Below are 19,339 nucleotides of genomic sequence, written 5' to 3' on the forward strand. Positions count from 1 at the left end.
GCGGCCCTCACTCTAAGGTTGAAGATGATGCGGAGCAAAGTGACAGGTGCGCAGCGCTGGGTCGTGAAAATCGGCAGTGCGCTGTTGACGGCGGATGGCAAAGGTCTGGATCGCGCAGCCATGAGCGTCTGGGTCGAGCAGATGGTGGCCTTGCATGAAGCAGGCGTTGAGTTGGTGCTGGTGTCGTCCGGAGCGGTTGCCGCCGGGATGAGCCGCCTCGGCTGGACCGCGCGACCCAGCGCGATGCATGAACTGCAAGCCGCTGCCGCCATCGGCCAGATGGGCCTGGTGCAAGCCTGGGAGTCCAGCTTTGCCGAGCACGGCCGCCACACGGCGCAGGTGTTGCTGACCCACGACGACCTGTCCGACCGCAAGCGTTACCTCAACGCCCGCAGCACCTTGCGCGCGCTGGTGGAGCTCAAGGTCATCCCGGTCATCAACGAGAACGACACTGTGGTCACCGACGAAATCCGCTTCGGTGACAATGACACCCTGGCCGCCCTGGTGGCCAACCTGGTAGAGGCTGACCTGTTGGTGATCCTCACCGACCGCGATGGCATGTTCGACGCCGACCCGCGCAACAACCCCGATGCCCAGCTTATCTATGAAGCCCGCGCCGACGACCCGGCGCTGGATGCGGTCGCCGGCAGTGTCGGTGGTGCCCTGGGCCGTGGCGGCATGCAGACCAAACTGCGCGCCGCTCGCCTGGCCGCGCGTTCCGGTGCCCACACCATCATCGTCGGCGGGCGCCTGGAGCGCGTGCTTGATCGCCTCAAGGCCGGTGAGCGCATCGGTACGCTGCTGTCGCCGGAACGCGGCATGCTGGCGGCGCGCAAGCAATGGTTGGCCGGGCACCTGCAAACCCGTGGCACGCTGGTGCTGGATGCGGGGGCCGTATCGGCCTTGTCCCAAGGCAACAAGAGCTTGCTGCCGGTGGGTGTGAAGTTGGTGCAGGGCAGCTTCCGCCGTGGCGAGATGGTGGTGTGCGTTGCGCCAGACGGTCGCGAGATTGCGCGCGGCCTGGCCAATTACAGCGCCCTGGAAGCACAGAAGATTATTGGACAATCTTCCGACGCCATTGTCGGACTCTTGGGCTATATGGCGGAACCGGAACTGGTTCACCGCGACAACCTGATCCTGGTTTAACCATAGGAAATACACGATGCGCGTGATGAAGGGATTGCTCGGCTTGCTGTTGGCCATGCCGCTGCTGGCTTCGGCCGAAGAAGTCGGCCAGGTGTCGACGGTGTTCAAGTTTGTCGGCCCCAACGACCGGATTGTGGTTGAAGCGTTTGACGACCCCAAGGTCGATGGCGTGACCTGCTACTTGTCGCGTGCCAAGACCGGCGGGGTAAAGGGCGGCCTGGGCCTGGCTGAAGACCGTGCCGAAGCCTCGATCGCTTGCCGCCAGGTGGGCCCGATCCACTTCAAGGGTGAGCTCAAGGACGGCGACGAAGTGTTCAAGGAGCGCACCTCGCTGGTATTCAAGACCATGCAGGTGGTGCGTTTCCTCGACAAGAAGCGCAACACCCTGGTGTATCTGGTCTATAGCGACCGTTTGATCGAAGGCAGCCCGCAGAATGCGGTGACGGCAATTCCGATTCTGCCATGGCCGACCGCTCAGTAACCTGCAGGCGAGTTTTGTCACCGGCGTCTATGATTGCAGCTTTGCCGGTTGTAAGCTCCGAAGGGCTGCAATGCAAAGAACATGGGATATCTGGAGTTCGTCATGAGTGCTTTCCACGATCTGAAACTCAAAGCCCTGGACGGACAAGCGCTACCGCTGGCGCCTTTCAAGGGCCAAGTTGTGCTGGTGGTCAATGTTGCGTCCAAATGTGGTTTGACCCCGCAATACGCGGCGTTGGAAAACCTCTATCAACAGTACAAGGACCAAGGGTTCACAGTGCTCGGCTTGCCATGCAACCAGTTTGCAGGCCAGGAGCCGGGCACCGAGGAGCAGATTCAGCAGTTCTGCAGCCTGAACTACGGCGTGACCTTTCCACTGGGCAGCAAGATCGAGGTCAACGGGCCTGATCGGCACCAGTTGTACCGTTTGCTGGCGGGCGAGGGCGCTGAATTCCCCGGGGATATCACCTGGAACTTCGAGAAATTCCTGTTGGGTAAGGATGGCCGTGTACTTGCGCGCTTCTCACCCCGCACGCCCCCGGAAGACCCCTCCATCATCCAGGCCATCGAAAAAGCCTTGAGCTGACGTCAGTGAAGGCCTGATCGTTCCTACGCTCTGCGTTGATCGTTGATCGTTCCCACGCTCTGCGTGGGAATGCCACCCTGGGCGCTCCGCGTCCCGCTTTTACTCCTTAATCATTTAGATCAATAGTGCTACTCAGCGCTGCAGGCTCTCCATATTATCCGCATCATAAATTCACTCTCCCGTGGAGCGTTCCATGCCCGTCCAAGCCTTGTTCAAACCCTTCCAGCTCGGTGCATTGCAACTGTCGACCCGCGTGGTCATGGCGCCCATGACTCGCTCGTTCTCCCCTGGCGGCGTACCCAATTCCAAAGTCATTGAGTACTACCGCCGCCGTGCCGCTGCCGGTGTGGGCTTGATCATCACTGAAGGCACCGTGGTCGGGCACCCAGCCTCCAATGGCTACCCCAACGTGCCGCATTTCTACGGTGAAGCCGCCTTGGCTGGCTGGAAGAAAGTGGTCGATGCAGTCCACGCCGAAGGCGGCAAGATTGTTCCGCAGCTGTGGCATGTGGGCAGTGTGCGCCGTATGGGCACTGAGCCTGATGCCAGCGTGCCGGCTTATGGCCCGATGGAAAAGCTCAAGGACGGCAATGTCGTTGTGCACGGCATGACCAAACAGGACATCAACGACGTGATCAACGCCTTCGCCCAGGCCGCCAAGGATGCCCAGGCCATCGGCATGGACGGCGTGGAAATCCACGGTGCCCACGGCTACCTCGTGGACCAGTTCTTCTGGGAAGGCAGCAACCAGCGCACCGACGAATACGGTGGCAGCCTGGCCAACCGTTCGCGCTTCGCCATTGAGCTGATCCAGGCCACCCGCGCCGCTGTCGGCCCGGACTTTCCGATCATCTTGCGTTTCTCCCAGTGGAAGCAGCAGGACTACACCGCGCGCCTGGTGCAAACCCCTGAGGCGTTGGGTGAGTTTCTCAAGCCACTGTCTGACGCTGGCGTGGATATTTTCCACTGCTCCACCCGTCGTTTCTGGGAGCCGGAATTTGAAGGCTCCGACCTTAACCTCGCCGGTTGGACGCGTCAGCTAACCGGTAAGCCAACCGTCACGGTAGGTAGCGTGGGCCTGGATGGCGAGTTCCTGCAGTTCATGGTCAACACCGACAAAGTTGCCCAGCCTGCCAGCCTGGAGAAACTGCTGGAGCGCCTGAACAACGATGAGTTCGACCTCGTGGCTGTGGGCCGTGCCTTGCTGGTGGACCCGGATTGGGCGGTGAAGGTGCGCGAAGGGCGCGAGAGTGACATCTTGCCCTTCAGTCGTGAGGCGTTGATGACTCTGGTGTGAGCGGTAAGAGGGCGGGCACCGGTTGGCCGTCCTCGCATACCCCGCGCAACTGGCGCTCGAACTGCTCGATAATCGCCGGCCAGCCCTGACGGCTGGCATGTTGTCGGGCGTTCAAGCGCACTCTGCGCAACGTTTCGCGCTCCTCCAGCAGCCAGATGGCCGCGTCGCAAAATGCGTCTTCATCCCCAGGCATCGACAGTGCGCCGCTATAGCCATGGCGCAGATGCTGGCTCGCGGCGGCCTGGTCGTAAGCCACCACGCCCAGGCCAGACGCCATCGCTTCAAGCACCACATTGCCGAAGGTTTCGGTCAGGCTGGGGAACAGGAACAAATCCCCTGAGGCGTAATGCCTTGCCAGCTCTTCGCCGCGCTGCGTTCCGCAGAACACTGCATCGGGCAAATCGTGTTCCATCGACGAGCGCTGGGGGCCATCACCGACCACAATCAGCTTCATCCGCCGCATTGGATAGGCAGCCTGCAAGGCATCAAAGCAGCGCTTGAGCAGCCTCAGGTTCTTCTCTTGGGCCAGGCGTCCCACATGCAGCACGGCAATATCGTGGTTCTCCAACCCCCAATTTTCACGCATGGCGTTATCGCGTTTGGCCGGGTGGAACAATTGGCTGTCGACACCCCGGGATAACATATCCAGACGCTCAAAATGCCGGCGCTCCAGCTCCAGGCGCTGGCTGGCGCTCGGTACCAGGGTCAGGCTCGAGCGGTTATGAAACCAGCGCAGGTAATGGGTGACCACGCGGCTCAACAGGCTCAAGCCATACTGGTTCGAATACTGCTGAAAGTTGGTATGAAAGCCGCTGACTACGCCGATCCCCAGGCGCCTCGCAGCGCGCAGCGCCGAGAGCCCCAGCGGCCCTTCCGTGGCGATATACAGCACATCCGGGCGTTGCCGCGTCCAGCGGCGCAGCAACTTGCGCATTGACGATTGGCCCCATTGCAAGCCTGGATAGCCCGGCAGTGGCCAGCCGCGGCACAGCAGCAGTTCATCGTCGCTGGAGCGGTTTTGGTCGGCACTCTGGCGTGGGCGTACCAGCTCGACCTGATGGCCGCGTGAACGCAAACCCTCGCACAGGCGGCCAAGGGTATTGGCCACCCCGTTGATTTCCGGCGGGAAGGTTTCGGTAATGAGGGTGATGTGAAGCGAGGCTGTCGTCATGACCCACAGTGTCGGCGTGGGCCATGTCGCCATTGTGTCAGTGTGATGATGGATTTATGACTTGGCCACCGCCGGCTGCGCCATCGCCTCGGCGCCTTGCTCCCGCACCCAGAACAACGTCGCCCCGGCCACCGCCGCTGGCATCATCAACAGGTTGACCACCGGCACCAGCAATACCAGGTAGACAATGCCGCCAAAACTCATGCTCTGCCAGCGTTTCTGGCGCAGCCACGCGAGCATTTCGTTCCAGCCCAGCTTGTGGTTGTCGGCCGGGTAGTCGATGTACTGGATCGCCATCATCCACACGCCAAACAGCAGCCACAACGGCGCCGCGATCAGGTTGACCACCGGGATGAACGACAGGATAAACAGGCCGATGGCGCGCGGCAGGAAGTAACCCAGCTTGCGCATCTCCCGCGCCAGGGTGCGCGGGACCATGGCAGCCAGCTCACCCCAACTGAACGGCGGGAAGTCGTCGGTGCCACGTACCACGACCTCGACCTTCTCGGCGAGAAACCCGTTGAACGGCGCGGCGATAATATTGGCGAGCATGGTGAAGGTGAAAAACACCATCAGCACCACCAGCACGACAAACAGCGGCCACAACAGGTAATTCAAAAAGCCTAGCCAGTGGGGCAGCGTCGGCATCAAGCTGTCGACCCACAGGCTGAACTGATGGCCGGCGAAATAGATCAATCCGACGAACAGCACCAGGTTGATCGCCAACGGCAACAGCACAAACAGGCGCAGGCCTGGGCTCAACACCAGTTTGAGGCCTTCACGCAGGTATTGCGGGCCGGAAAGAGCAGGGGCAGGCATGGGGTACTCCGAGCAAAATGGCGAACGCGCCGACCTTACCGGCTTTGCACCTGATGTGAAAGCGCGGGCAGGTAGGCGACATCCAGGGTTACAAAGGTGTCGATTAGCTTGATTGCACGCATAGAGAACACCTATGAGCTGGATTGTTATTGCGTATTTCCTTAATCTTGCCCCCCTCGATACGCTGCACCCATTATTTTTCAGGACCTGGCGAGTCAAAGCCTTCCCCAAGTGCTTCGCGGTCCTTTTTTATTCCCGCCGCCCTGTGGTCCGGGCGGTCGGTAGGAGTGAGTCATGTCTGATACCCGTCATTCCCGAGTGATTATTCTCGGTTCCGGCCCTGCCGGTTACAGCGCCGCTGTCTACGCTGCCCGGGCCAATCTCAAGCCGTTGCTGATCACCGGCATGCAGGCGGGCGGTCAGTTGACCACCACTACTGAAGTCGACAACTGGCCGGGCGATGTCCATGGCTTGACTGGCCCGGTGCTCATGGAACGCATGAAAGAGCATGCCGAGCGCTTTGAAACCGAGATCGTCTTCGACCATATCAACCAGGTCGACTTCTCGAAAAAGCCTTACAGCCTGACCGGTGACAGCGGTGTGTACACCTGCGATGCACTGATCATTGCCACTGGTGCCAGTGCGCGTTACCTGGGCCTGCCGTCGGAAGAAGCGTTCATGGGCAAGGGTGTTTCCGCCTGCGCCACTTGCGATGGTTTCTTCTACCGCAACAAGCCGGTTGCCGTGGTCGGCGGTGGCAACACTGCCGTGGAAGAGGCGCTGTACCTGGCCAACATCGCCAGCACCGTGACCCTGGTTCACCGCCGCGAGACCTTCCGCGCCGAGAAGATCCTGATCGACAAGCTGCACGCCCGTGTCGCTGAAGGCAAGATCATCCTCAAGCTCAACGCCACCCTGGATGAAGTCCTGGGCGACAACATGGGTGTGACCGGTGCCCGTCTGAAAAACAACGACGGCAGTTTCGACGAGCTGAAAGTCGACGGCGTGTTCATCGCTATCGGCCACACTCCGAACACCTCACTGTTCGAAGGCGTGCTGGAAGCCAAAGACGGGTACCTGGTGGTGCAGGGCGGCCGCGAAGGCAATGCAACTGCGACCAACATCGAAGGTATCTTCGCTGCCGGCGACGTGGCAGACCACGTTTACCGCCAGGCCATCACCTCGGCCGGCGCCGGTTGCATGGCGGCCCTGGATGCCGAGCGTTACCTCGACGGTTTGAAGGACGCTTCGTTCTAAACCCGTTGACTCAAAAAAGCCGGCTGCGAAGCCGGCTTTTTTATGCCTGCGATCTAACCTACACCGCTAAACAAATGTGGGGTTGGTTATTAAATCAGCGGCGAGTCAGAGGCTGTTCAGCAAACTTCACTGCGGCCAGTCCATGGGCAATCAACGCTCGGATATTGCCATGGTCACTGCCCTCAGGCGTCGCCACTACCGACCGGTAATGCTCACCAAACGCCAGCAGTGCTTCCTTATCACTCAACCCTTCCAGCAGCGCCAAACCCAGGGTCTTGCACGACCCTTCATTCTGCCCAGCGGCATTTTCCACACCGCCGTTGATGAAGGCTTGCGGCTGGTAGTCGTAACCCGCCGCGACGAACGCCAAGGTATCGGCAAAGGCGTGTTCGCCGCTGTTGAGGCTGGCGCGCAGGGTGTTCAAATCAGTCATGAGGCTTTCCTTTGGCGAACGCGGCCTGTTGGTCTGCGTTGGCTTCTTGCTGGTATTGGGCTTTCCACTCGGCGTACGGCATGCCGTACACCACTTCACGGGCGTCATCGAGGCTGACCTCGATCTGGCGTTCGTCGGCTTCGGCCTTGTACCACTTGGACAGGCAGTTGCGGCAGAAGCCGGCGAGGTTCATCAGGTCGATATTCTGCACATCCTTGCGGCTGTCCAGGTGGGCCACCAATCGGCGAAAGGCGGCGGCTTCGAGTTCGAGGCGTTGTTGGTCGGTCATGGCGGTCTCTTCGAGACAGCTTCAAGCGGGTAAGCTTAAAGCTGCAAGTTGGAATGAGGCTGGCTTTAACTTGTGGCTTTAAGCTTATCGCTTGAGGCTGAGCGGCTCGCCGCGAGCGTTATCGAAACCGACTCGGCAAAGCGCAGCGCGTGGGGCTTGTCCACTTCGACTTCGGCGTACAGCACCGATTCGTTGCTCATCACCAGGTCCAGCAATTCCTGGGTCAGGCGCTCCAGCAGGGCAAAGCGATTGCCTTCGACGTGAGCGATGATGGCCTTGGTGATGGTGCGGTAGTTCAGGGCGTGGTCGATGTCGTTGTCACGCACGGCTTCCTGGGCGGCATACAGGATGGTCAGGTTGATCAGCACATCCTGCTTGTTGAGGATTTCGTCCTCGTTGATGCCGATAAAGGTGCGCAGGCACAGGTCCTTGACCCGGATACGCGCCATGCCTGGTTGAAGTTGTGGCATTGCTACTTGCTCCGTCCAATCAGTTGCAGGAACTCCATGCGGGTGGTGTTCGACTCGCGAAAGGCGCCGAGCATCACCGAGGTGTTCATGGTTGAATTCTGTTTCTCCACGCCGCGCATCATCATGCACATGTGCTTGGCTTCGATCACCACCGCCACGCCGGCGGCCTGGGTCACGTCCTGGATTGCGTCGGCGATTTGCCGCGTGAGGTTCTCCTGGATCTGCAGGCGCCGGGCGAACATGTCGACAATGCGCGCCAGTTTTGACAGGCCCAGCACCTTGCCGGTCGGAATATAGGCCACATGGGCCTTGCCGATGAAGGGCAGCAGGTGATGCTCGCACAACGAGTACAACTCGATGTCCTTGAGGATCACCATCTCGTCATTGTCGGACGCGAACAGCGCGCCGTTGACGATTTCCTCCAGATTCTGCTCATAGCCATGACACAGGTACTGCATGGCCTTGGCGGCACGCTTGGGCGTATCGAGCAGGCCCTCGCGCTGCGGGTCTTCGCCCAGGCCCTTGAGGATCTCGCGGTAGTGGTGGGGCAGGGATAAGGTCATACAACATCCTCGTAAACGGCTTACTTGATATGCCGCCCACCGTTGACGGTCAGGGTGGTACCGGTGACATAGGGATTGTCCAGCAGGTAACGCACGCTCTGGTAGATCACCTCGGGCCCGGGTTCGATGCCCAGGGCCGACTTGGCCAGGACCTTGGCGCGATAGGCCGCGTCATCGCCTTCGTTGAACATCACCATCGCCGGTGCGATACCGTTGACCTTGATCAGCGGCGCGAACTGTGCGGCAAACGATAACGTGAGGCTGTCGAGCCCGGCCTTGGTGGCGCAATAGGCGATGTGCTGCTGGCTGCCCTTGCGCACCACGTCATCGCTGATATGCACGATATCGGCGGGTGTCGAGCGTTGCAGCAAAGGTGAACAATGCAGGTTGATCAGATACGGCGCAAGCATGTGCACGCTGAACATGTCGATAAAGGCACGGCTTTCGTCGCCCAGGGTTTCGGCGACCCAGGCTGAAGCGTTGTGGATGATCGCTCGCAGGCTTTGAGTATGGGTTTTCACTGCGGCGATGAAAGCCAGTACGCCGGCTTCGCTGGAGAAGTCGGCAAACACGCCGATGGCGCCCCGCTCACGCAGTGCCTGCACGCCGGGACGTTCACTGCGGTAGCTGAAAATCACCGATTGGCCTTCATCCAACAGGCGCTGGGCACAATGCAGGCCGACACGCTGGCCGGCACCGGTGATCAGGATCGGAGCGTTGTTTGCATTCATGGGAGGCTCAAGTCGCTGGCAGGCTCAAACTATACCAGCGCCCCGGCCTCCCTGTACTCAAGCGGCGGCTTCAGTGACTTTGCGAGGGGGCGAAGGGTGCAGCCAGTTCGCCAGCAGATGGGTCGACAGCGGTATAAAAAGGTAAACCATCAGCGGGGTCAGGGCTGCGGTGCTGACCAGTACGCGGCTGAACAGGTCCAACTCGCTGAGCAGCGGCCCCAGGCCGAAGTTGAACAGCAACGATACCGGGAAAAAAGCCAACCAGATGGCCACCGCCTGTTTCCAGCGTGGCGGGCGGGCACCCGCTGCGCCGAACCAGCCATCGATACCGCTGACACGGTGTTCCGACGGGTTGGCAAATAGCTCGCTGCCACGGCTCAGCCACGCGCTGCGCGAAGCGGAGAACTCCCATGCGTGCAAGGTCTTTTCATCGGCGAAGCGGAAGATGATCTGGAATTCATCATCATGGGGTGGTGGCGCCAGCACGCCGGAGCCCAGGTAACCGGGGAAGTCAGTCGCCAATTGCTCGCCTTCGCGCAGCCAGGCCATCAGTTCTTCGTAGCGACCTTTGGCCACGCGGCGCGCAACCATCAAGGTGACGGGTAAGGTAGACATCGTATATCTCCAAATCAGCAAGTGCGCCGAGCCGGGTAGGCGGCGCACGAACGAAGCTGCGGGGTGGTGCAGCGACGCAAAAGAACAGGCAAGGATTATTCCGGTTTTGCCCAAATACGCCAGAAACTTCGGATGGATCGCCGTAGATCTTGAATCATGCAGTTCAATCGGCGTTAAATAGGATCCAAATTCATACAAGTTTTTTGACTGCTGATGCCTGAAATCACTGCGCCTCTTCGCGAAACGACACCCGACAGCCACACTGACTGCGAGGGCCTGTTTCCGATTCGTGAAGTGGCAAGACTCACAGGCGTGAACCCGGTGACGCTACGTGCCTGGGAGCGTCGCTACGGTTTGATCCAGCCTGTACGCACCGAAAGTGGGCACAGGCTTTACTCAAGCACCGATATCGAAACCGTGCACCGCATCCTCGACTGGATCGAGCGTGGCGTGGCGGTGAGCAAAGTCGGCAAGCTTTTGGCGCGCGACCCACAGCCCAACGAGCCGGCTACAGCGTCACGCAGCGATACCGAACTGGAGTGGCGCCAATGGCAGGCGCAACTGCGGCAGGCCATCAGTGCCTTTGATGATCGTGAGCTCGACCGGTTGTACGGCCAGATCTTCAGCGTCTATTCGACGACCGTGGTGTTCCAGGACATTTTGGTCCCGCTGTGGCAGCAGTTGCTACGTCACCAAGGCCGCTTTGGCCAAGCCAGCGAGTGGCTGTTCTTCGACAATTTCCTGCGCTCGCGCGTCGCACGGTGCCTGCAAATGGCCTGTGCCTCGCCAGTGCCCAGGGTGTTGCTCTCAGCCATTGCCGGAGAGTGCCGTGAGCTGGAGTTGCTGGTGGCGGGCTTGTTGATGTCGAGCGAGAAACTGGCGGTCAAGGTCCTGGGCGTTGGCCAGCCACTGGATGAGTTGACGCTGATCTGCGAGCGCACTCGGCCGCAAGCCCTGGTGCTGTTTTCCAACCATGCCCCTGGCGCAGAGTTGGCGTCACGGCTCAATCGCCTGGCCTTCACCCTCGATTGCCCGTTGTTGCTGGCTGGTGAGGCGTCGGACCTGGCGGAACACAGCCTGGCAGGTTCGTCGATTGGTTGCCTGGGCAATGACGGACGCTGGATGCCGCGCCGCTTGCAGCAACTGCTCAGCGGCCATCTGGAGTCTCAGGCATGAACGTGAGGATGGACCAGGCGATGCTGGTGCAGGATGAACTGGCGTAACCGTTCGATCTCATCAGCATCGCTTTGGCTCAGGCGGTAGGCGAACAGGCCGCGGGCGGTTACCCGCTCCAGCGTACCGCGCAGGGCGATGCGTTCGTAGCCGGAAGGGCTGAACCACAGGGAAAACGTCTTTGGCGGTTTGACCCGGCCACGCACCTCTACCAGCACCCCTTTGAATGACACTTCGTGCACCCACAGCGCGCTGGAGTAGCCCTTGATGTTTTCCAGCGCCACCGGCGTTTCAAGCGCCAGGCGCCACGGGCGGATCATCGGCCCATCTTCAAAAATGCTCGGTACGCCCAAGCGTAAATGCACAGCATGAAACTCATCTTCCACCAAGTGCAACGGGAAGGTGAGTTGCTGGTTGTCGAACTGCGCCTGGATGGTGACCTGGTCGTGAGCCGCTAGCCGCGTGAGCAGATCGCGAATCTGTGCCCCGCCATTAACCGTCAGGCTCGACCATGCATCCCGCAGGTTGAGCTGCGGGTTGTGCTGCATGTCCTGGATAAAATCCAGCTCGTCCTGCGTCAATAGCGTGTCGCGTTGCATTGATCTGGCTCAAGGCTGAGGCATTAAAAAGCCATTATCGCTCTAAAGACCGCATTTTTTACAGTTTGTTAAATCCACTCGTCGCCTTGAGTGCGGCGAGCTCGCTCTTGAGCTCGGCCAACTGAGCTTCCAGTTGGGCGACACGCTGTTGTGCCTTGACTTGAGTGGTGACGTCTTTCTGCACCCCGACGAAATAGGTTTGCTTGTCGACCCCGTTGTACACGGTTGAAAGCGATAGCTCGTTCCAGAAAGGCGTGCCGTCCTTACGGTAGTTACGCAGGATCTCTCGGCAGGTGCCGCCGCTGTCGAGTGCATCACGAATGGCGATCAAGGCCGGTTGGTCGCGGTCGCCCGCCTGCAGGAAGCGGCAGTCCTGATAGAGGATCTCGTCCAGCGTGTAGCCAGTCATCCTTTCGAAGGCCGGGTTGACGTAGATCAGTGGTTTCTCCCGGCCTTCGCGCTCGGCAACAACGATTCCGTCGTTGGACGCATTGACGACCATTTGCAGCAGTTTGGCGTTAATCATAGAGCGGTCCATGGCCTGGTTTTGACCTTGCCAGTTTATGGCAAGTCTGGAATGTTGCACGGTGCGCACTGAAATATTGGCACGGGCTGCTAATATCCCACGCTTTCACTCAACTACAGGATCAGATTGATGAAAGTCGCCATCCTCTCCGGCTCGGTCTACGGTACGGCTGAAGAAGTCGCTCGCCACGCGGAAGAAATCCTCAAGGACGCAGGTTTCAACGCCTGGCACAACGCGCGTGCCACGCTGGCAGACGTGCAGGCCTTTGCTCCCGATGCATTCCTGGCAGTGACCTCGACCACCGGCATGGGCGAGCTGCCCGACAATCTGCAGCCTCTGTACTCAACCATCCGCGACCAACTGCCCGCCGCCTGGCGCGGCCTGCCGGGAGCGGTCATCGGCCTGGGCGACGCCAGCTATGGCGATACCTTCTGTGGCGGCGGTGAACAAATGCGCGAATTGTTCGCCGAACTGGGCATCCGCGAAGTGCAGCCGATGCTGCGCCTGGACGCCAGCGAAAGCGTCACCCCGGAAGCTGACGCCGAGCCTTGGCTGGCCGATTTGATCACCGCGCTGCGCGGTTGAACCCCAGGGAGCGCCGTTATTGACGGCGCTTGTTTGACACGTATTTGTACTATTCTCTTGACTGACTCGCTCAGTCATCAAGCTGGCTGCCAAGGAAACTCCTTGCGCCTCGGCGTCTGACTAGACTGGCTCTCACTTTAGACACCATAAGAAGTGCGCCAAGGAGGTCATTGCCATGAGCCTAGCCCCTGCACCATCGCCACAAAACGTCAAAGCCCAGGTCAGCGCCGCCGAATGGCAAACCCGCGTGGACCTCGCGGCCTGCTATCGCCTGGTGGCCATGCACGGCTGGGATGACCTGATCTTCACGCATATTTCGGCCAAGGTGCCGGGCACTGAAGATTTCCTGATCAACCCCTATGGGCTGATGTTCCATGAGATCACCGCGTCGAGCCTGGTCAAGGTTGACCAGGCCGGCAATAAGCAAATGGACAGCCCCTACGAGATCAACCCTGCGGGCTACACCATCCACAGCGCCATCCACGAAGTGCGCCACGACGTGACCTGCGTGCTGCACACCCACACCGCTGCCGGCGTGGCGGTGTGTGCGCAAAAGCAGGGTGTATTGCCCATCAGCCAGCAATCGCTGTTTGTGCTCTCCAGCCTGGGCTATCACGCCTATGAAGGCGTGGCGCTCAATCATGAGGAAAAGGCCCGGTTGCAAGCGGATCTGGGTCCGAACAATTTCCTGATGCTGCACAACCACGGCCTGCTGACCTGCGCCGGCACCATCGCCGACACCTTCCTGATGATGTTTACCTTCCAGCGCGCCTGCGAGATTCAGGTACTGGCCCAAAGCGGCGGCACTGAGTTGATCGCCATCGAGCCGCAGATTCTCGCCGGTGCCAAGGCGATGGTGGCAGCTGTCACAAAAAGCGCCCAAGGTATGGGCGGTGCTCTGGCCTGGCCGGCACTGCTGCGCAAATTGGATAATCAGGACCCCGGGTATAAAAGCTGATGCCACTCGCCGAGATACCGCTCAGAGCCTGGCGCAAGCGCGGCCAGGACTTCGTCTTTCGTGGCCACACCGTGCGGTATTGGGTGGCCGGGCAGGGCGAGCCGTTGCTGCTGATTCATGGTTTCCCCACGGCCAGTTGGGACTGGCACTACCTGTGGCAACCCCTGGCCCAGCGCAACCTGGTGATTGCCTGCGACATGCTCGGCTTTGGCGACTCGGCCAAACCCTTGGACCACGACTATTGCCTGTTGGAACAGGCCGATTTGCAACAGGCGTTGCTTGAGCACCTGCGCGTAGAGCAGCCGGTGCATGTGTTGGCTCATGACTACGGCGACAGTGTCGCCCAGGAATTATTGGCTCGGCATTACGAGGGCCGGTTCCAGATGGCGAGTTGTGTATTTCTCAACGGCGGGCTGTTTCCGGAAACCCATCGGCCGGCGCTGGTGCAAAAGCTGCTGCTCAGCCCGTTGGGCTGGATGATCGGTCGGGCCTTTGGGCGCAATGCCTTGGCCAGCAGTTTCAACCAGATCTTCGGCCCCCAGACGCGGCCCAGTGAAAGCGTGCTGGATGATTTCTGGAGTTTGATCAGTTGCAACGACGGCCCGCGTATCCTGCACAAACTGATCGCCTACATCCCCCAGCGCCGTCGTCTGCGCGAGCGCTGGCTCACGGCCATGCAGCGAGGCGAAGTACCTTTACGGGTGATCGACGGCGAGGTGGACCCGATTTCCGGGGCTCATATGGTCGAGCGCTATCGCCAACTGGTGCCCCAGCCCGACACGATAAGACTGGCCAATATCGGCCATTACCCGCAGATCGAGGCGCCGGTCCAAGTGCTCAAGCATTACCAGGCGTTTCGTGAGCGCATCAGCCAGCCTTCACCGCGCGCGGCCTATTCCTGAGCCTGCGCATCATCCCGCTGCCTTATCAAGCACCATTCAGCCCTGGCCGTCTTTATTGTGACCAAAGGCTGCTTGCGTGACACTCTGCCTATTCCCATTGTCGCCAGCGGAGTTCGGTATGAGTGAGTCAGTGCAGTTCCAGGATAAGGTGGTGATCGTCACCGGCGCCGGTGGTGGCTTGGGCCAGGCCCATGCGCTGCTGTTCGCCAGGCACGGGGCCAAAGTGCTGGTCAACGACCTGGGGGGGTCAACCCAAGGCGAGGGCGCCAACGCCTCGGCGGCCGACCGGGTGGTGGCGCAGATCCGCGCGGCGGGCGGCATTGCGGAAGCCAACCATGACTCCGTCACCGACGGCGACAAGATCGTACAGAACGCACTGGATGTCTTCGGCCGGGTCGACGTGGTGGTCAACAACGCCGGCATCCTGCGCGACAAGACCTTCCATAAAATGGATGACAGCGACTGGGACCTGGTTTACCGGGTGCACGTCGAAGGCGCCTACAAAGTCACCCGCGCCGCCTGGCCGCATTTGCGCGAGCAGGGTTATGGCCGGGTGATCTTCACGGCGTCGACGTCCGGTATCTACGGCAACTTCGGCCAGTCCAACTACGGCATGGCCAAGTTGGGCCTGTATGGCTTGACGCGTACCCTGGCGCTGGAAGGGCGTAAGAACAACATCCTGGTCAACGCGATTGCCCCCACCGGTGGCACACGCATGACCGAAGGGCTGATCCCGCCGCAGGTGTTCGAGCGCCTCAAGCCGGAACTGGTCAGCCCACTGGTGGTGTACCTGGGCAGTGACGCCTGTGAGGAAACCGCAGGCTTGTTTGAAGTGGGTGGCGGCTGGATCGGCAAGACACGTTGGGAGCGCAGCCTGGGTGTGGGTTTTGATCCCGAGGCGGGTTTTTCGCCGGAGGATGTGGCCGCGCACTGGCAGCAGATCTGCGATTTCGAAGGGGCTGCGCACCCCAAGGACAATATTGAGGCGCTGAAGGAAATGATGGCCAACTTGCAGAAGTTCAGCCTCTGATCATTGCCGGTAAATCAATGAATCCCACGGGGCGTCGATGACGCCCCGTTTTATTGCAGGCATAAAAAAGGCCGCTGCATAGGCAGCGGCCGAAGTAAGACGTTGGATCAAGGAGCGACAAATCAACGTCAGTGAACACCGGGAACAGACTGATTACAGGATCAATCCGTTATAAATCAGCTTTTCTCCCCAATGCGGGAGCGGGCCGTTTGCCCTGAAAGCCAGGCAAGAATAATCGGTTGTAACAGAATGAGTAATAGCAGTTCGGGACAAGGACTGTTACCAAATCGACAATAATTGCCCGGCACCATCGATGCCTCTGATAAGCCTTCATCCATCGCATGCATGGCCCGGTCCAGCGCCCGGCCAGAGAACCCCGTCATCCTTTCGAGCGACAACACGAATACCTCCTTGGTGCGCTTATCGCCCCTCAAGGGCGGCAGTAGGGTGGAGCCTTCTGTCACTCACCGGGGAAGACGCATGACAAAAACAATAATGCGCGCCATCTTCACGCCACAGGCGCTGGCCACTGCGGTTGCGCTGGGCTGCTGTGCCCAGGCGCAGGCTGTTTCGTTCAACATCGGCGAGATCGAAGGGCAATTCGACTCCTCGCTGTCGGTCGGCGCCAGTTGGGGCATGCGCGATGCCGACAAAAGCCTGGTCGGCACGGTCAATGGCGGGACGGGCCAGGCGTCCACTGGAGATGACGGGCGCCTCAACTTCAAGAAGGGCGAGACCTTCTCCAAGATCTTCAAGGGGCTGCACGACCTTGAGTTGAAGTACGGCGACACCGGGGTATTCGTGCGTGGCAAGTATTGGTACGACTTCGAGCTCAAGGACGAAGACCGCGAGTTCAAGCCCATCAGCGACCACAACCGCAAGGAAGGCGCCAAGTCCAGCGGTGCGCAGATCCTCGATGCCTTCGTCTACCACAACTACTCCCTGGGCGACCTGCCCGGCACCGTGCGCGCCGGCAAGCAGGTGGTCAGTTGGGGCGAAAGTACCTTCATCGGTAACTCCATCAACAGCATCAACCCGATCGACGTGTCGGCGTTCCGCAGGCCCGGTGCCGAGATCAAGGAAGGCTTGATCCCGGTGAACATGCTGTTTGCCTCCCAGAGCCTGACCAATCAACTGACCGTGGAAGGTTTCTATCAACTGGAATGGGACCAGACGGTGCTCGACAACTGCGGCACCTTCTTCGGCGGGGACGTGGCGGCGGATGGCTGCACCAATAACTACACCGTGGGCAGCCCGGCGATCCGACCGCTACAACCGGTGGCGGCTGCCTTTGGCCAAGGGTTTGGCGTGACCAATGAAGGCGTGATCGTGCGGCGTGCCGGTGACCGCGATGCGCGTGACTCCGGCCAGTTCGGCGCGGCCCTGCGTTGGCTGGGTGATGACACTGAATACGGCCTGTACTTCATGAACTACCACAGTCGCACACCGACCGTCGGCACCCTGACCGCCAATACCAACCTGGCCACCATCGGGCGCATCATCAACACCGCCAACGCCCTGGCGCCCGGTTCCGGGGGCGGTTTGGCGCAAAGCACCATGCTCGGCCGCGGCCAGTACTACCTGGATTACCCGGAAGACATCCGCCTGTTCGGCGCCAGTTTCTCCACCACCTTGCCCACGGGCACGGCGTGGACCGGCGAAATCAGCTATCGGCCCAATGCGCCGGTGCAGCTCAACACCACCGACCTGACCCTGGCCCTGGTCAACCCCATTGCGGGCCAACTCGCCTCACCCATCCGCAGCAATTTCGGCGATGACAACAAAGGCTATCGCCGCAAGGAAATCACCCAGATCCAGAGCACCATGACCCAGTTCTTCGACCAGGTACTGGGCGCCGAGCGCCTGACCCTGGTGGGCGAAGCGGCGGTGGTGCACGTCGCCGGCCTGGAAGACAAAACCAAACTGCGTTACGGCCGAGACTCGGTGTACGGCGCCTACGGTTTTCAAGGTGACACCGACGGTTTTGTCACCTCCACCTCCTGGGGCTACCGGGCGCGGGCGATCCTTGACTACAACAACGCCATTGCCGGTGTGAACCTCAAGCCCAACCTGTCCTGGTCCCATGACGTCGCGGGCTACGGCCCCAACGGCCTGTTCAACAAAGGCGCCAAGGCCATCAGCGTCGGCGTGGATGCGGACTATCGCAGCACCTACACCGCAAGCCTGAGCTACACCGACTTTTTTGGCGGTGACTACAACACCCTGACCGACCGCGACTTCCTCGCCCTCAGCTTCGGCGTGAACTTCTGATCTGGCTTAAAAGAAGGACAAGACCCTATGCGTAAGATGATTGCAGTGTTGGCCCTGAGCGTATTGGCCGCCAACGTAATGGCGGCGGTATCGCCCGAAGAAGCAGCCAAGCTCGGCACTTCCCTGACCCCGGTCGGCGCCGAAAAAGCCGGCAATGCCGATGGCTCGATCCCCGCCTGGACCGGTGGCATCCCCAAAAACGCCGGCACGGTGGACAGCAAGGGCTTCCTCTCCGACCCCTTCGCTAACGAAAAACCGCTGTTCGTGATCACCGCCGCCACGGTGGACAAGTACAAGGACAAACTCTCCGACGGCCAGGTGGCGATGTTCAAGCGCTACCCCGAGACCTACAAGATCCCGGTGTACCCCAGCCACCGCACGGTCAACTTGCCGGCGGACATTTACGAGTCGATCAAGCGAAGCGCCCTGAATGTGAAGGCGATCAACGATGGCAACGGCCTGGAGAACTTCACCGGCAACCGTTACTACGCGTTCCCTATCCCCAAGAATGGCGTCGAGGTGCTGTGGAATCACATCACCCGTTACCACGGCGGCAACCTGCGGCGCATCATCACCCAGGCCACGCCCCAGACCAATGGCAGCTACACGCCGATCCGTTTCGAAGAAGAAGTAGCGGTGCCGCAAGCTATCCCGGATATCGACCCGGCCAAGGCCGCCAACGTGCTCAGCTATTTCAAGCAGTCGGTCACCGCGCCGGCGCGGCTGGCGGGCAACGTGCTGCTGGTGCATGAAACCCTCGACCAGGTGAAGGAACCGCGCCTGGCCTGGATCTACAACGCCGGCCAGCGCCGTGTGCGGCGTGCACCGCAGGTGTCTTACGACGGCCCGGGTACCGCCTCCGACGGCCTGCGCACTACCGACAACTTCGACATGTTCTCCGGCGCACCCGACCGTTATGACTGGAAACTGGTGGGCAAGAAGGAGATGTACATCCCTTACAACAGCTACAAGCTCGATTCGCCGAGCCTCAAGTACGACGACATCATCAAGGCCGGCCATATCAACCAGGACCTGACCCGTTACGAGTTGCACCGCGTGTGGGAAGTGGTCGGCACCGTCAAGCCCAGCGAGCGGCACATCTATGCCAAACGCCATATGTTCATCGACGAAGACAGCTGGCAAGTCGCCCTGGTGGACCACTACGACGGCCGCGGCCAACTGTGGCGCGTTGCCGAAGGCCATGCGCAGTTCTATTACGACCACCAGGTGCCGGCCTACACCGTGGAAACCCTGTACGACCTGATTGCAGGGCGCTACATCGCGCTGGGCATGAAGAACGAGGAGAAGAGCAGCTTCGTGTTCGGCTTCGCGGCCAAGGCGGCGGACTACACCCCGGCTGCACTGAGATCGGAGGGCGTTCGCTGATTCCACACCTAAGTGAGGTTGAAAATGTGTGGCTTGCCTGCGATGGCCATAG

At 60.4% G+C, this 19,339-nt stretch carries 23 protein-coding genes; 12 read left to right on the top strand and 11 right to left on the bottom strand.

Translation table 11 applies throughout. The annotated features are described in order from the left end of the window. Positions 1-27: 27 nt before the first annotated feature. The 4 genes from proB to GIV26_RS09775 all read left to right on the top strand — a co-directional run bounded on the left by proB (position 28) and on the right by GIV26_RS09775 (position 3,509). The gene (gene proB, locus GIV26_RS09760; protein ID WP_019817476.1) at positions 28-1,146 is read left to right on the top strand and encodes a glutamate 5-kinase; all 1,119 of its coding nucleotides are present in this window, start codon (positions 28-30) and stop codon (positions 1,144-1,146) included. Between the two features lie 16 nt (positions 1,147-1,162). Further along, positions 1,163-1,627, top strand: coding sequence for a CreA family protein (locus GIV26_RS09765; protein WP_003194082.1), 465 nt, complete (start codon positions 1,163-1,165; stop codon positions 1,625-1,627). A 102-nt stretch (positions 1,628-1,729) separates the two neighbouring features. Then, positions 1,730-2,212, top strand: coding sequence for a glutathione peroxidase (locus GIV26_RS09770; RefSeq protein ID WP_054896977.1), 483 nt, complete (start codon positions 1,730-1,732; stop codon positions 2,210-2,212). A gap of 193 nt (positions 2,213-2,405) precedes the next feature. Beyond that, a complete protein-coding gene (locus tag GIV26_RS09775) occupies positions 2,406-3,509 on the top strand; it encodes an NADH:flavin oxidoreductase (protein ID WP_236280293.1) in 1,104 nt (367 codons plus the stop codon). Here GIV26_RS09775 and GIV26_RS09780 read toward each other — a convergent pair. Further along, positions 3,478-4,680 carry a glycosyltransferase family 4 protein gene (locus tag GIV26_RS09780; RefSeq protein WP_034128746.1) on the bottom strand — a complete coding sequence of 401 codons (1,203 nt, stop codon included), beginning with the start codon at positions 4,678-4,680 and terminating at the stop codon, positions 3,478-3,480. The two genes, GIV26_RS09775 and GIV26_RS09780, sit on opposite strands and share 32 nt — an antisense overlap. 54 nt (positions 4,681-4,734) lie before the next feature. Next, entirely contained in the window at positions 4,735-5,499 is a 765-nt protein-coding gene (cysZ, locus tag GIV26_RS09785; protein ID WP_054896976.1) for a sulfate transporter CysZ, read from the bottom strand. A 294-nt stretch (positions 5,500-5,793) separates the two neighbouring features. Here cysZ and trxB point away from each other — a divergent pair, with 294 nt between their 5' ends. Beyond that, positions 5,794-6,756: a thioredoxin-disulfide reductase gene (gene trxB / locus GIV26_RS09790; RefSeq protein ID WP_010206474.1), complete on the top strand. Its 963-nt coding sequence runs from the start codon at positions 5,794-5,796 to the stop codon at positions 6,754-6,756. Positions 6,757-6,850: 94 nt separating this feature from the next. Here the strand turns inward: trxB and GIV26_RS09795 are convergent, their stop codons facing one another. The 6 genes from GIV26_RS09795 to GIV26_RS09820 form a co-directional block, all read right to left on the bottom strand. Continuing rightward, a complete protein-coding gene (locus GIV26_RS09795) occupies positions 6,851-7,189 on the bottom strand; it encodes a HopJ type III effector protein (RefSeq protein ID WP_054896975.1) in 339 nt (112 codons plus the stop codon). Beyond that, complete coding sequence (locus GIV26_RS09800) at positions 7,182-7,478, bottom strand: DUF1244 domain-containing protein (protein WP_034128743.1); 297 nt, start codon at positions 7,476-7,478, stop codon at positions 7,182-7,184. Before GIV26_RS09800 ends, GIV26_RS09795 begins: the two co-directional genes overlap by 8 nt. Positions 7,479-7,543: 65 nt before the next feature. After that, positions 7,544-7,948, bottom strand: coding sequence for a dihydroneopterin triphosphate 2'-epimerase (folX, locus tag GIV26_RS09805; protein WP_034128742.1), 405 nt, complete (start codon positions 7,946-7,948; stop codon positions 7,544-7,546). 2 nt (positions 7,949-7,950) lie between these two features. Then, the gene (gene folE / locus GIV26_RS09810) at positions 7,951-8,511 is read right to left on the bottom strand and encodes a GTP cyclohydrolase I FolE (RefSeq protein WP_003194072.1); all 561 of its coding nucleotides are present in this window, start codon (positions 8,509-8,511) and stop codon (positions 7,951-7,953) included. Between the two features lie 20 nt (positions 8,512-8,531). After that, entirely contained in the window at positions 8,532-9,242 is a 711-nt protein-coding gene (gene folM, locus GIV26_RS09815) for a dihydromonapterin reductase (RefSeq protein WP_096143360.1), read from the bottom strand. 57 nt (positions 9,243-9,299) lie between these two features. Then, positions 9,300-9,857: an antibiotic biosynthesis monooxygenase gene (locus GIV26_RS09820; RefSeq protein WP_236280295.1), complete on the bottom strand. Its 558-nt coding sequence runs from the start codon at positions 9,855-9,857 to the stop codon at positions 9,300-9,302. Positions 9,858-10,070: 213 nt separating this feature from the next. On the opposite strand from GIV26_RS09820, the gene GIV26_RS09825 reads away from it, so the two are divergent. Further along, positions 10,071-11,033, top strand: a complete 963-nt coding sequence (locus tag GIV26_RS09825) for a MerR family transcriptional regulator (protein WP_034128739.1) — start codon at positions 10,071-10,073, stop codon at positions 11,031-11,033. On the opposite strand, the gene GIV26_RS09830 is transcribed toward GIV26_RS09825, so the two are convergent. Together GIV26_RS09830 and GIV26_RS09835 are read right to left on the bottom strand one after the other, a co-directional pair. Next, positions 11,024-11,629: a hypothetical protein gene (locus GIV26_RS09830; protein ID WP_054921549.1), complete on the bottom strand. Its 606-nt coding sequence runs from the start codon at positions 11,627-11,629 to the stop codon at positions 11,024-11,026. The two genes, GIV26_RS09825 and GIV26_RS09830, sit on opposite strands and share 10 nt — an antisense overlap. 58 nt (positions 11,630-11,687) lie before the next feature. After that, the gene (locus tag GIV26_RS09835) at positions 11,688-12,155 is read right to left on the bottom strand and encodes a PAS domain-containing protein (protein ID WP_236280297.1); all 468 of its coding nucleotides are present in this window, start codon (positions 12,153-12,155) and stop codon (positions 11,688-11,690) included. A 129-nt stretch (positions 12,156-12,284) separates the two neighbouring features. Between GIV26_RS09835 and GIV26_RS09840 the strand changes: the two genes are divergently transcribed. The 4 genes from GIV26_RS09840 (at position 12,285) to GIV26_RS09855 (ending at position 15,630) form a co-directional block, all read left to right on the top strand. Beyond that, positions 12,285-12,740 carry a flavodoxin gene (locus GIV26_RS09840; RefSeq protein ID WP_014719876.1) on the top strand — a complete coding sequence of 152 codons (456 nt, stop codon included), beginning with the start codon at positions 12,285-12,287 and terminating at the stop codon, positions 12,738-12,740. A 175-nt stretch (positions 12,741-12,915) separates the two neighbouring features. After that, a complete protein-coding gene (locus tag GIV26_RS09845) occupies positions 12,916-13,698 on the top strand; it encodes a class II aldolase/adducin family protein (protein ID WP_054896970.1) in 783 nt (260 codons plus the stop codon). Further along, the gene (locus GIV26_RS09850; RefSeq protein ID WP_054921550.1) at positions 13,698-14,600 is read left to right on the top strand and encodes an alpha/beta fold hydrolase; all 903 of its coding nucleotides are present in this window, start codon (positions 13,698-13,700) and stop codon (positions 14,598-14,600) included. Before GIV26_RS09845 ends, GIV26_RS09850 begins: the two co-directional genes overlap by 1 nt. 118 nt (positions 14,601-14,718) lie before the next feature. Then, positions 14,719-15,630 (top strand): SDR family oxidoreductase, encoded by a 912-nt coding sequence (locus GIV26_RS09855; RefSeq protein ID WP_034128734.1) that lies wholly within the window; start codon positions 14,719-14,721, stop codon positions 15,628-15,630. A 176-nt stretch (positions 15,631-15,806) separates the two neighbouring features. Here the strand turns inward: GIV26_RS09855 and GIV26_RS09860 are convergent, their stop codons facing one another. Next, positions 15,807-16,031: a hypothetical protein gene (locus GIV26_RS09860; RefSeq protein WP_143129381.1), complete on the bottom strand. Its 225-nt coding sequence runs from the start codon at positions 16,029-16,031 to the stop codon at positions 15,807-15,809. Positions 16,032-16,110: 79 nt separating this feature from the next. Here GIV26_RS09860 and GIV26_RS09865 point away from each other — a divergent pair, with 79 nt between their 5' ends. Both GIV26_RS09865 and GIV26_RS09870 read left to right on the top strand, forming a co-directional pair. Further along, complete coding sequence (locus tag GIV26_RS09865) at positions 16,111-17,901, top strand: DUF1302 domain-containing protein (protein ID WP_014719872.1); 1,791 nt, start codon at positions 16,111-16,113, stop codon at positions 17,899-17,901. 27 nt (positions 17,902-17,928) lie between these two features. After that, positions 17,929-19,287 (top strand): DUF1329 domain-containing protein, encoded by a 1,359-nt coding sequence (locus GIV26_RS09870; RefSeq protein ID WP_054896968.1) that lies wholly within the window; start codon positions 17,929-17,931, stop codon positions 19,285-19,287. The last annotated feature ends 52 nt before the right edge of the window (positions 19,288-19,339 follow it).

The sequence above is a fragment of the Pseudomonas sp. PA-1-3F genome (assembly GCF_021609665.1).
Classification (GTDB): domain Bacteria; phylum Pseudomonadota; class Gammaproteobacteria; order Pseudomonadales; family Pseudomonadaceae; genus Aquipseudomonas; species Aquipseudomonas paracarnis.

What these genes read in the sequence shown, in the direction of transcription:
- proB (WP_019817476.1), top strand. Translation starts at nt 28, where the DNA reads ATGCGGAGCAAAGTGACAGGTGCGCAGCGCTGGGTCGTGAAAATCGGC.
- GIV26_RS09765 (WP_003194082.1), top strand. Translation starts at nt 1,163, where the DNA reads ATGCGCGTGATGAAGGGATTGCTCGGCTTGCTGTTGGCCATGCCGCTG.
- GIV26_RS09770 (WP_054896977.1), top strand. Translation starts at nt 1,730, where the DNA reads ATGAGTGCTTTCCACGATCTGAAACTCAAAGCCCTGGACGGACAAGCG.
- GIV26_RS09775 (WP_236280293.1), top strand. Translation starts at nt 2,406, where the DNA reads ATGCCCGTCCAAGCCTTGTTCAAACCCTTCCAGCTCGGTGCATTGCAA.
- GIV26_RS09780 (WP_034128746.1), bottom strand. Translation starts at nt 4,680, where the DNA reads ATGACGACAGCCTCGCTTCACATCACCCTCATTACCGAAACCTTCCCG.
- cysZ (WP_054896976.1), bottom strand. Translation starts at nt 5,499, where the DNA reads ATGCCTGCCCCTGCTCTTTCCGGCCCGCAATACCTGCGTGAAGGCCTC.
- trxB (WP_010206474.1), top strand. Translation starts at nt 5,794, where the DNA reads ATGTCTGATACCCGTCATTCCCGAGTGATTATTCTCGGTTCCGGCCCT.
- GIV26_RS09795 (WP_054896975.1), bottom strand. Translation starts at nt 7,189, where the DNA reads ATGACTGATTTGAACACCCTGCGCGCCAGCCTCAACAGCGGCGAACAC.
- GIV26_RS09800 (WP_034128743.1), bottom strand. Translation starts at nt 7,478, where the DNA reads ATGACCGACCAACAACGCCTCGAACTCGAAGCCGCCGCCTTTCGCCGA.
- folX (WP_034128742.1), bottom strand. Translation starts at nt 7,948, where the DNA reads ATGCCACAACTTCAACCAGGCATGGCGCGTATCCGGGTCAAGGACCTG.
- folE (WP_003194072.1), bottom strand. Translation starts at nt 8,511, where the DNA reads ATGACCTTATCCCTGCCCCACCACTACCGCGAGATCCTCAAGGGCCTG.
- folM (WP_096143360.1), bottom strand. Translation starts at nt 9,242, where the DNA reads ATGAATGCAAACAACGCTCCGATCCTGATCACCGGTGCCGGCCAGCGT.
- GIV26_RS09820 (WP_236280295.1), bottom strand. Translation starts at nt 9,857, where the DNA reads ATGTCTACCTTACCCGTCACCTTGATGGTTGCGCGCCGCGTGGCCAAA.
- GIV26_RS09825 (WP_034128739.1), top strand. Translation starts at nt 10,071, where the DNA reads ATGCCTGAAATCACTGCGCCTCTTCGCGAAACGACACCCGACAGCCAC.
- GIV26_RS09830 (WP_054921549.1), bottom strand. Translation starts at nt 11,629, where the DNA reads ATGCAACGCGACACGCTATTGACGCAGGACGAGCTGGATTTTATCCAG.
- GIV26_RS09835 (WP_236280297.1), bottom strand. Translation starts at nt 12,155, where the DNA reads ATGATTAACGCCAAACTGCTGCAAATGGTCGTCAATGCGTCCAACGAC.
- GIV26_RS09840 (WP_014719876.1), top strand. Translation starts at nt 12,285, where the DNA reads ATGAAAGTCGCCATCCTCTCCGGCTCGGTCTACGGTACGGCTGAAGAA.
- GIV26_RS09845 (WP_054896970.1), top strand. Translation starts at nt 12,916, where the DNA reads ATGAGCCTAGCCCCTGCACCATCGCCACAAAACGTCAAAGCCCAGGTC.
- GIV26_RS09850 (WP_054921550.1), top strand. Translation starts at nt 13,698, where the DNA reads ATGCCACTCGCCGAGATACCGCTCAGAGCCTGGCGCAAGCGCGGCCAG.
- GIV26_RS09855 (WP_034128734.1), top strand. Translation starts at nt 14,719, where the DNA reads ATGAGTGAGTCAGTGCAGTTCCAGGATAAGGTGGTGATCGTCACCGGC.
- GIV26_RS09865 (WP_014719872.1), top strand. Translation starts at nt 16,111, where the DNA reads ATGACAAAAACAATAATGCGCGCCATCTTCACGCCACAGGCGCTGGCC.
- GIV26_RS09870 (WP_054896968.1), top strand. Translation starts at nt 17,929, where the DNA reads ATGCGTAAGATGATTGCAGTGTTGGCCCTGAGCGTATTGGCCGCCAAC.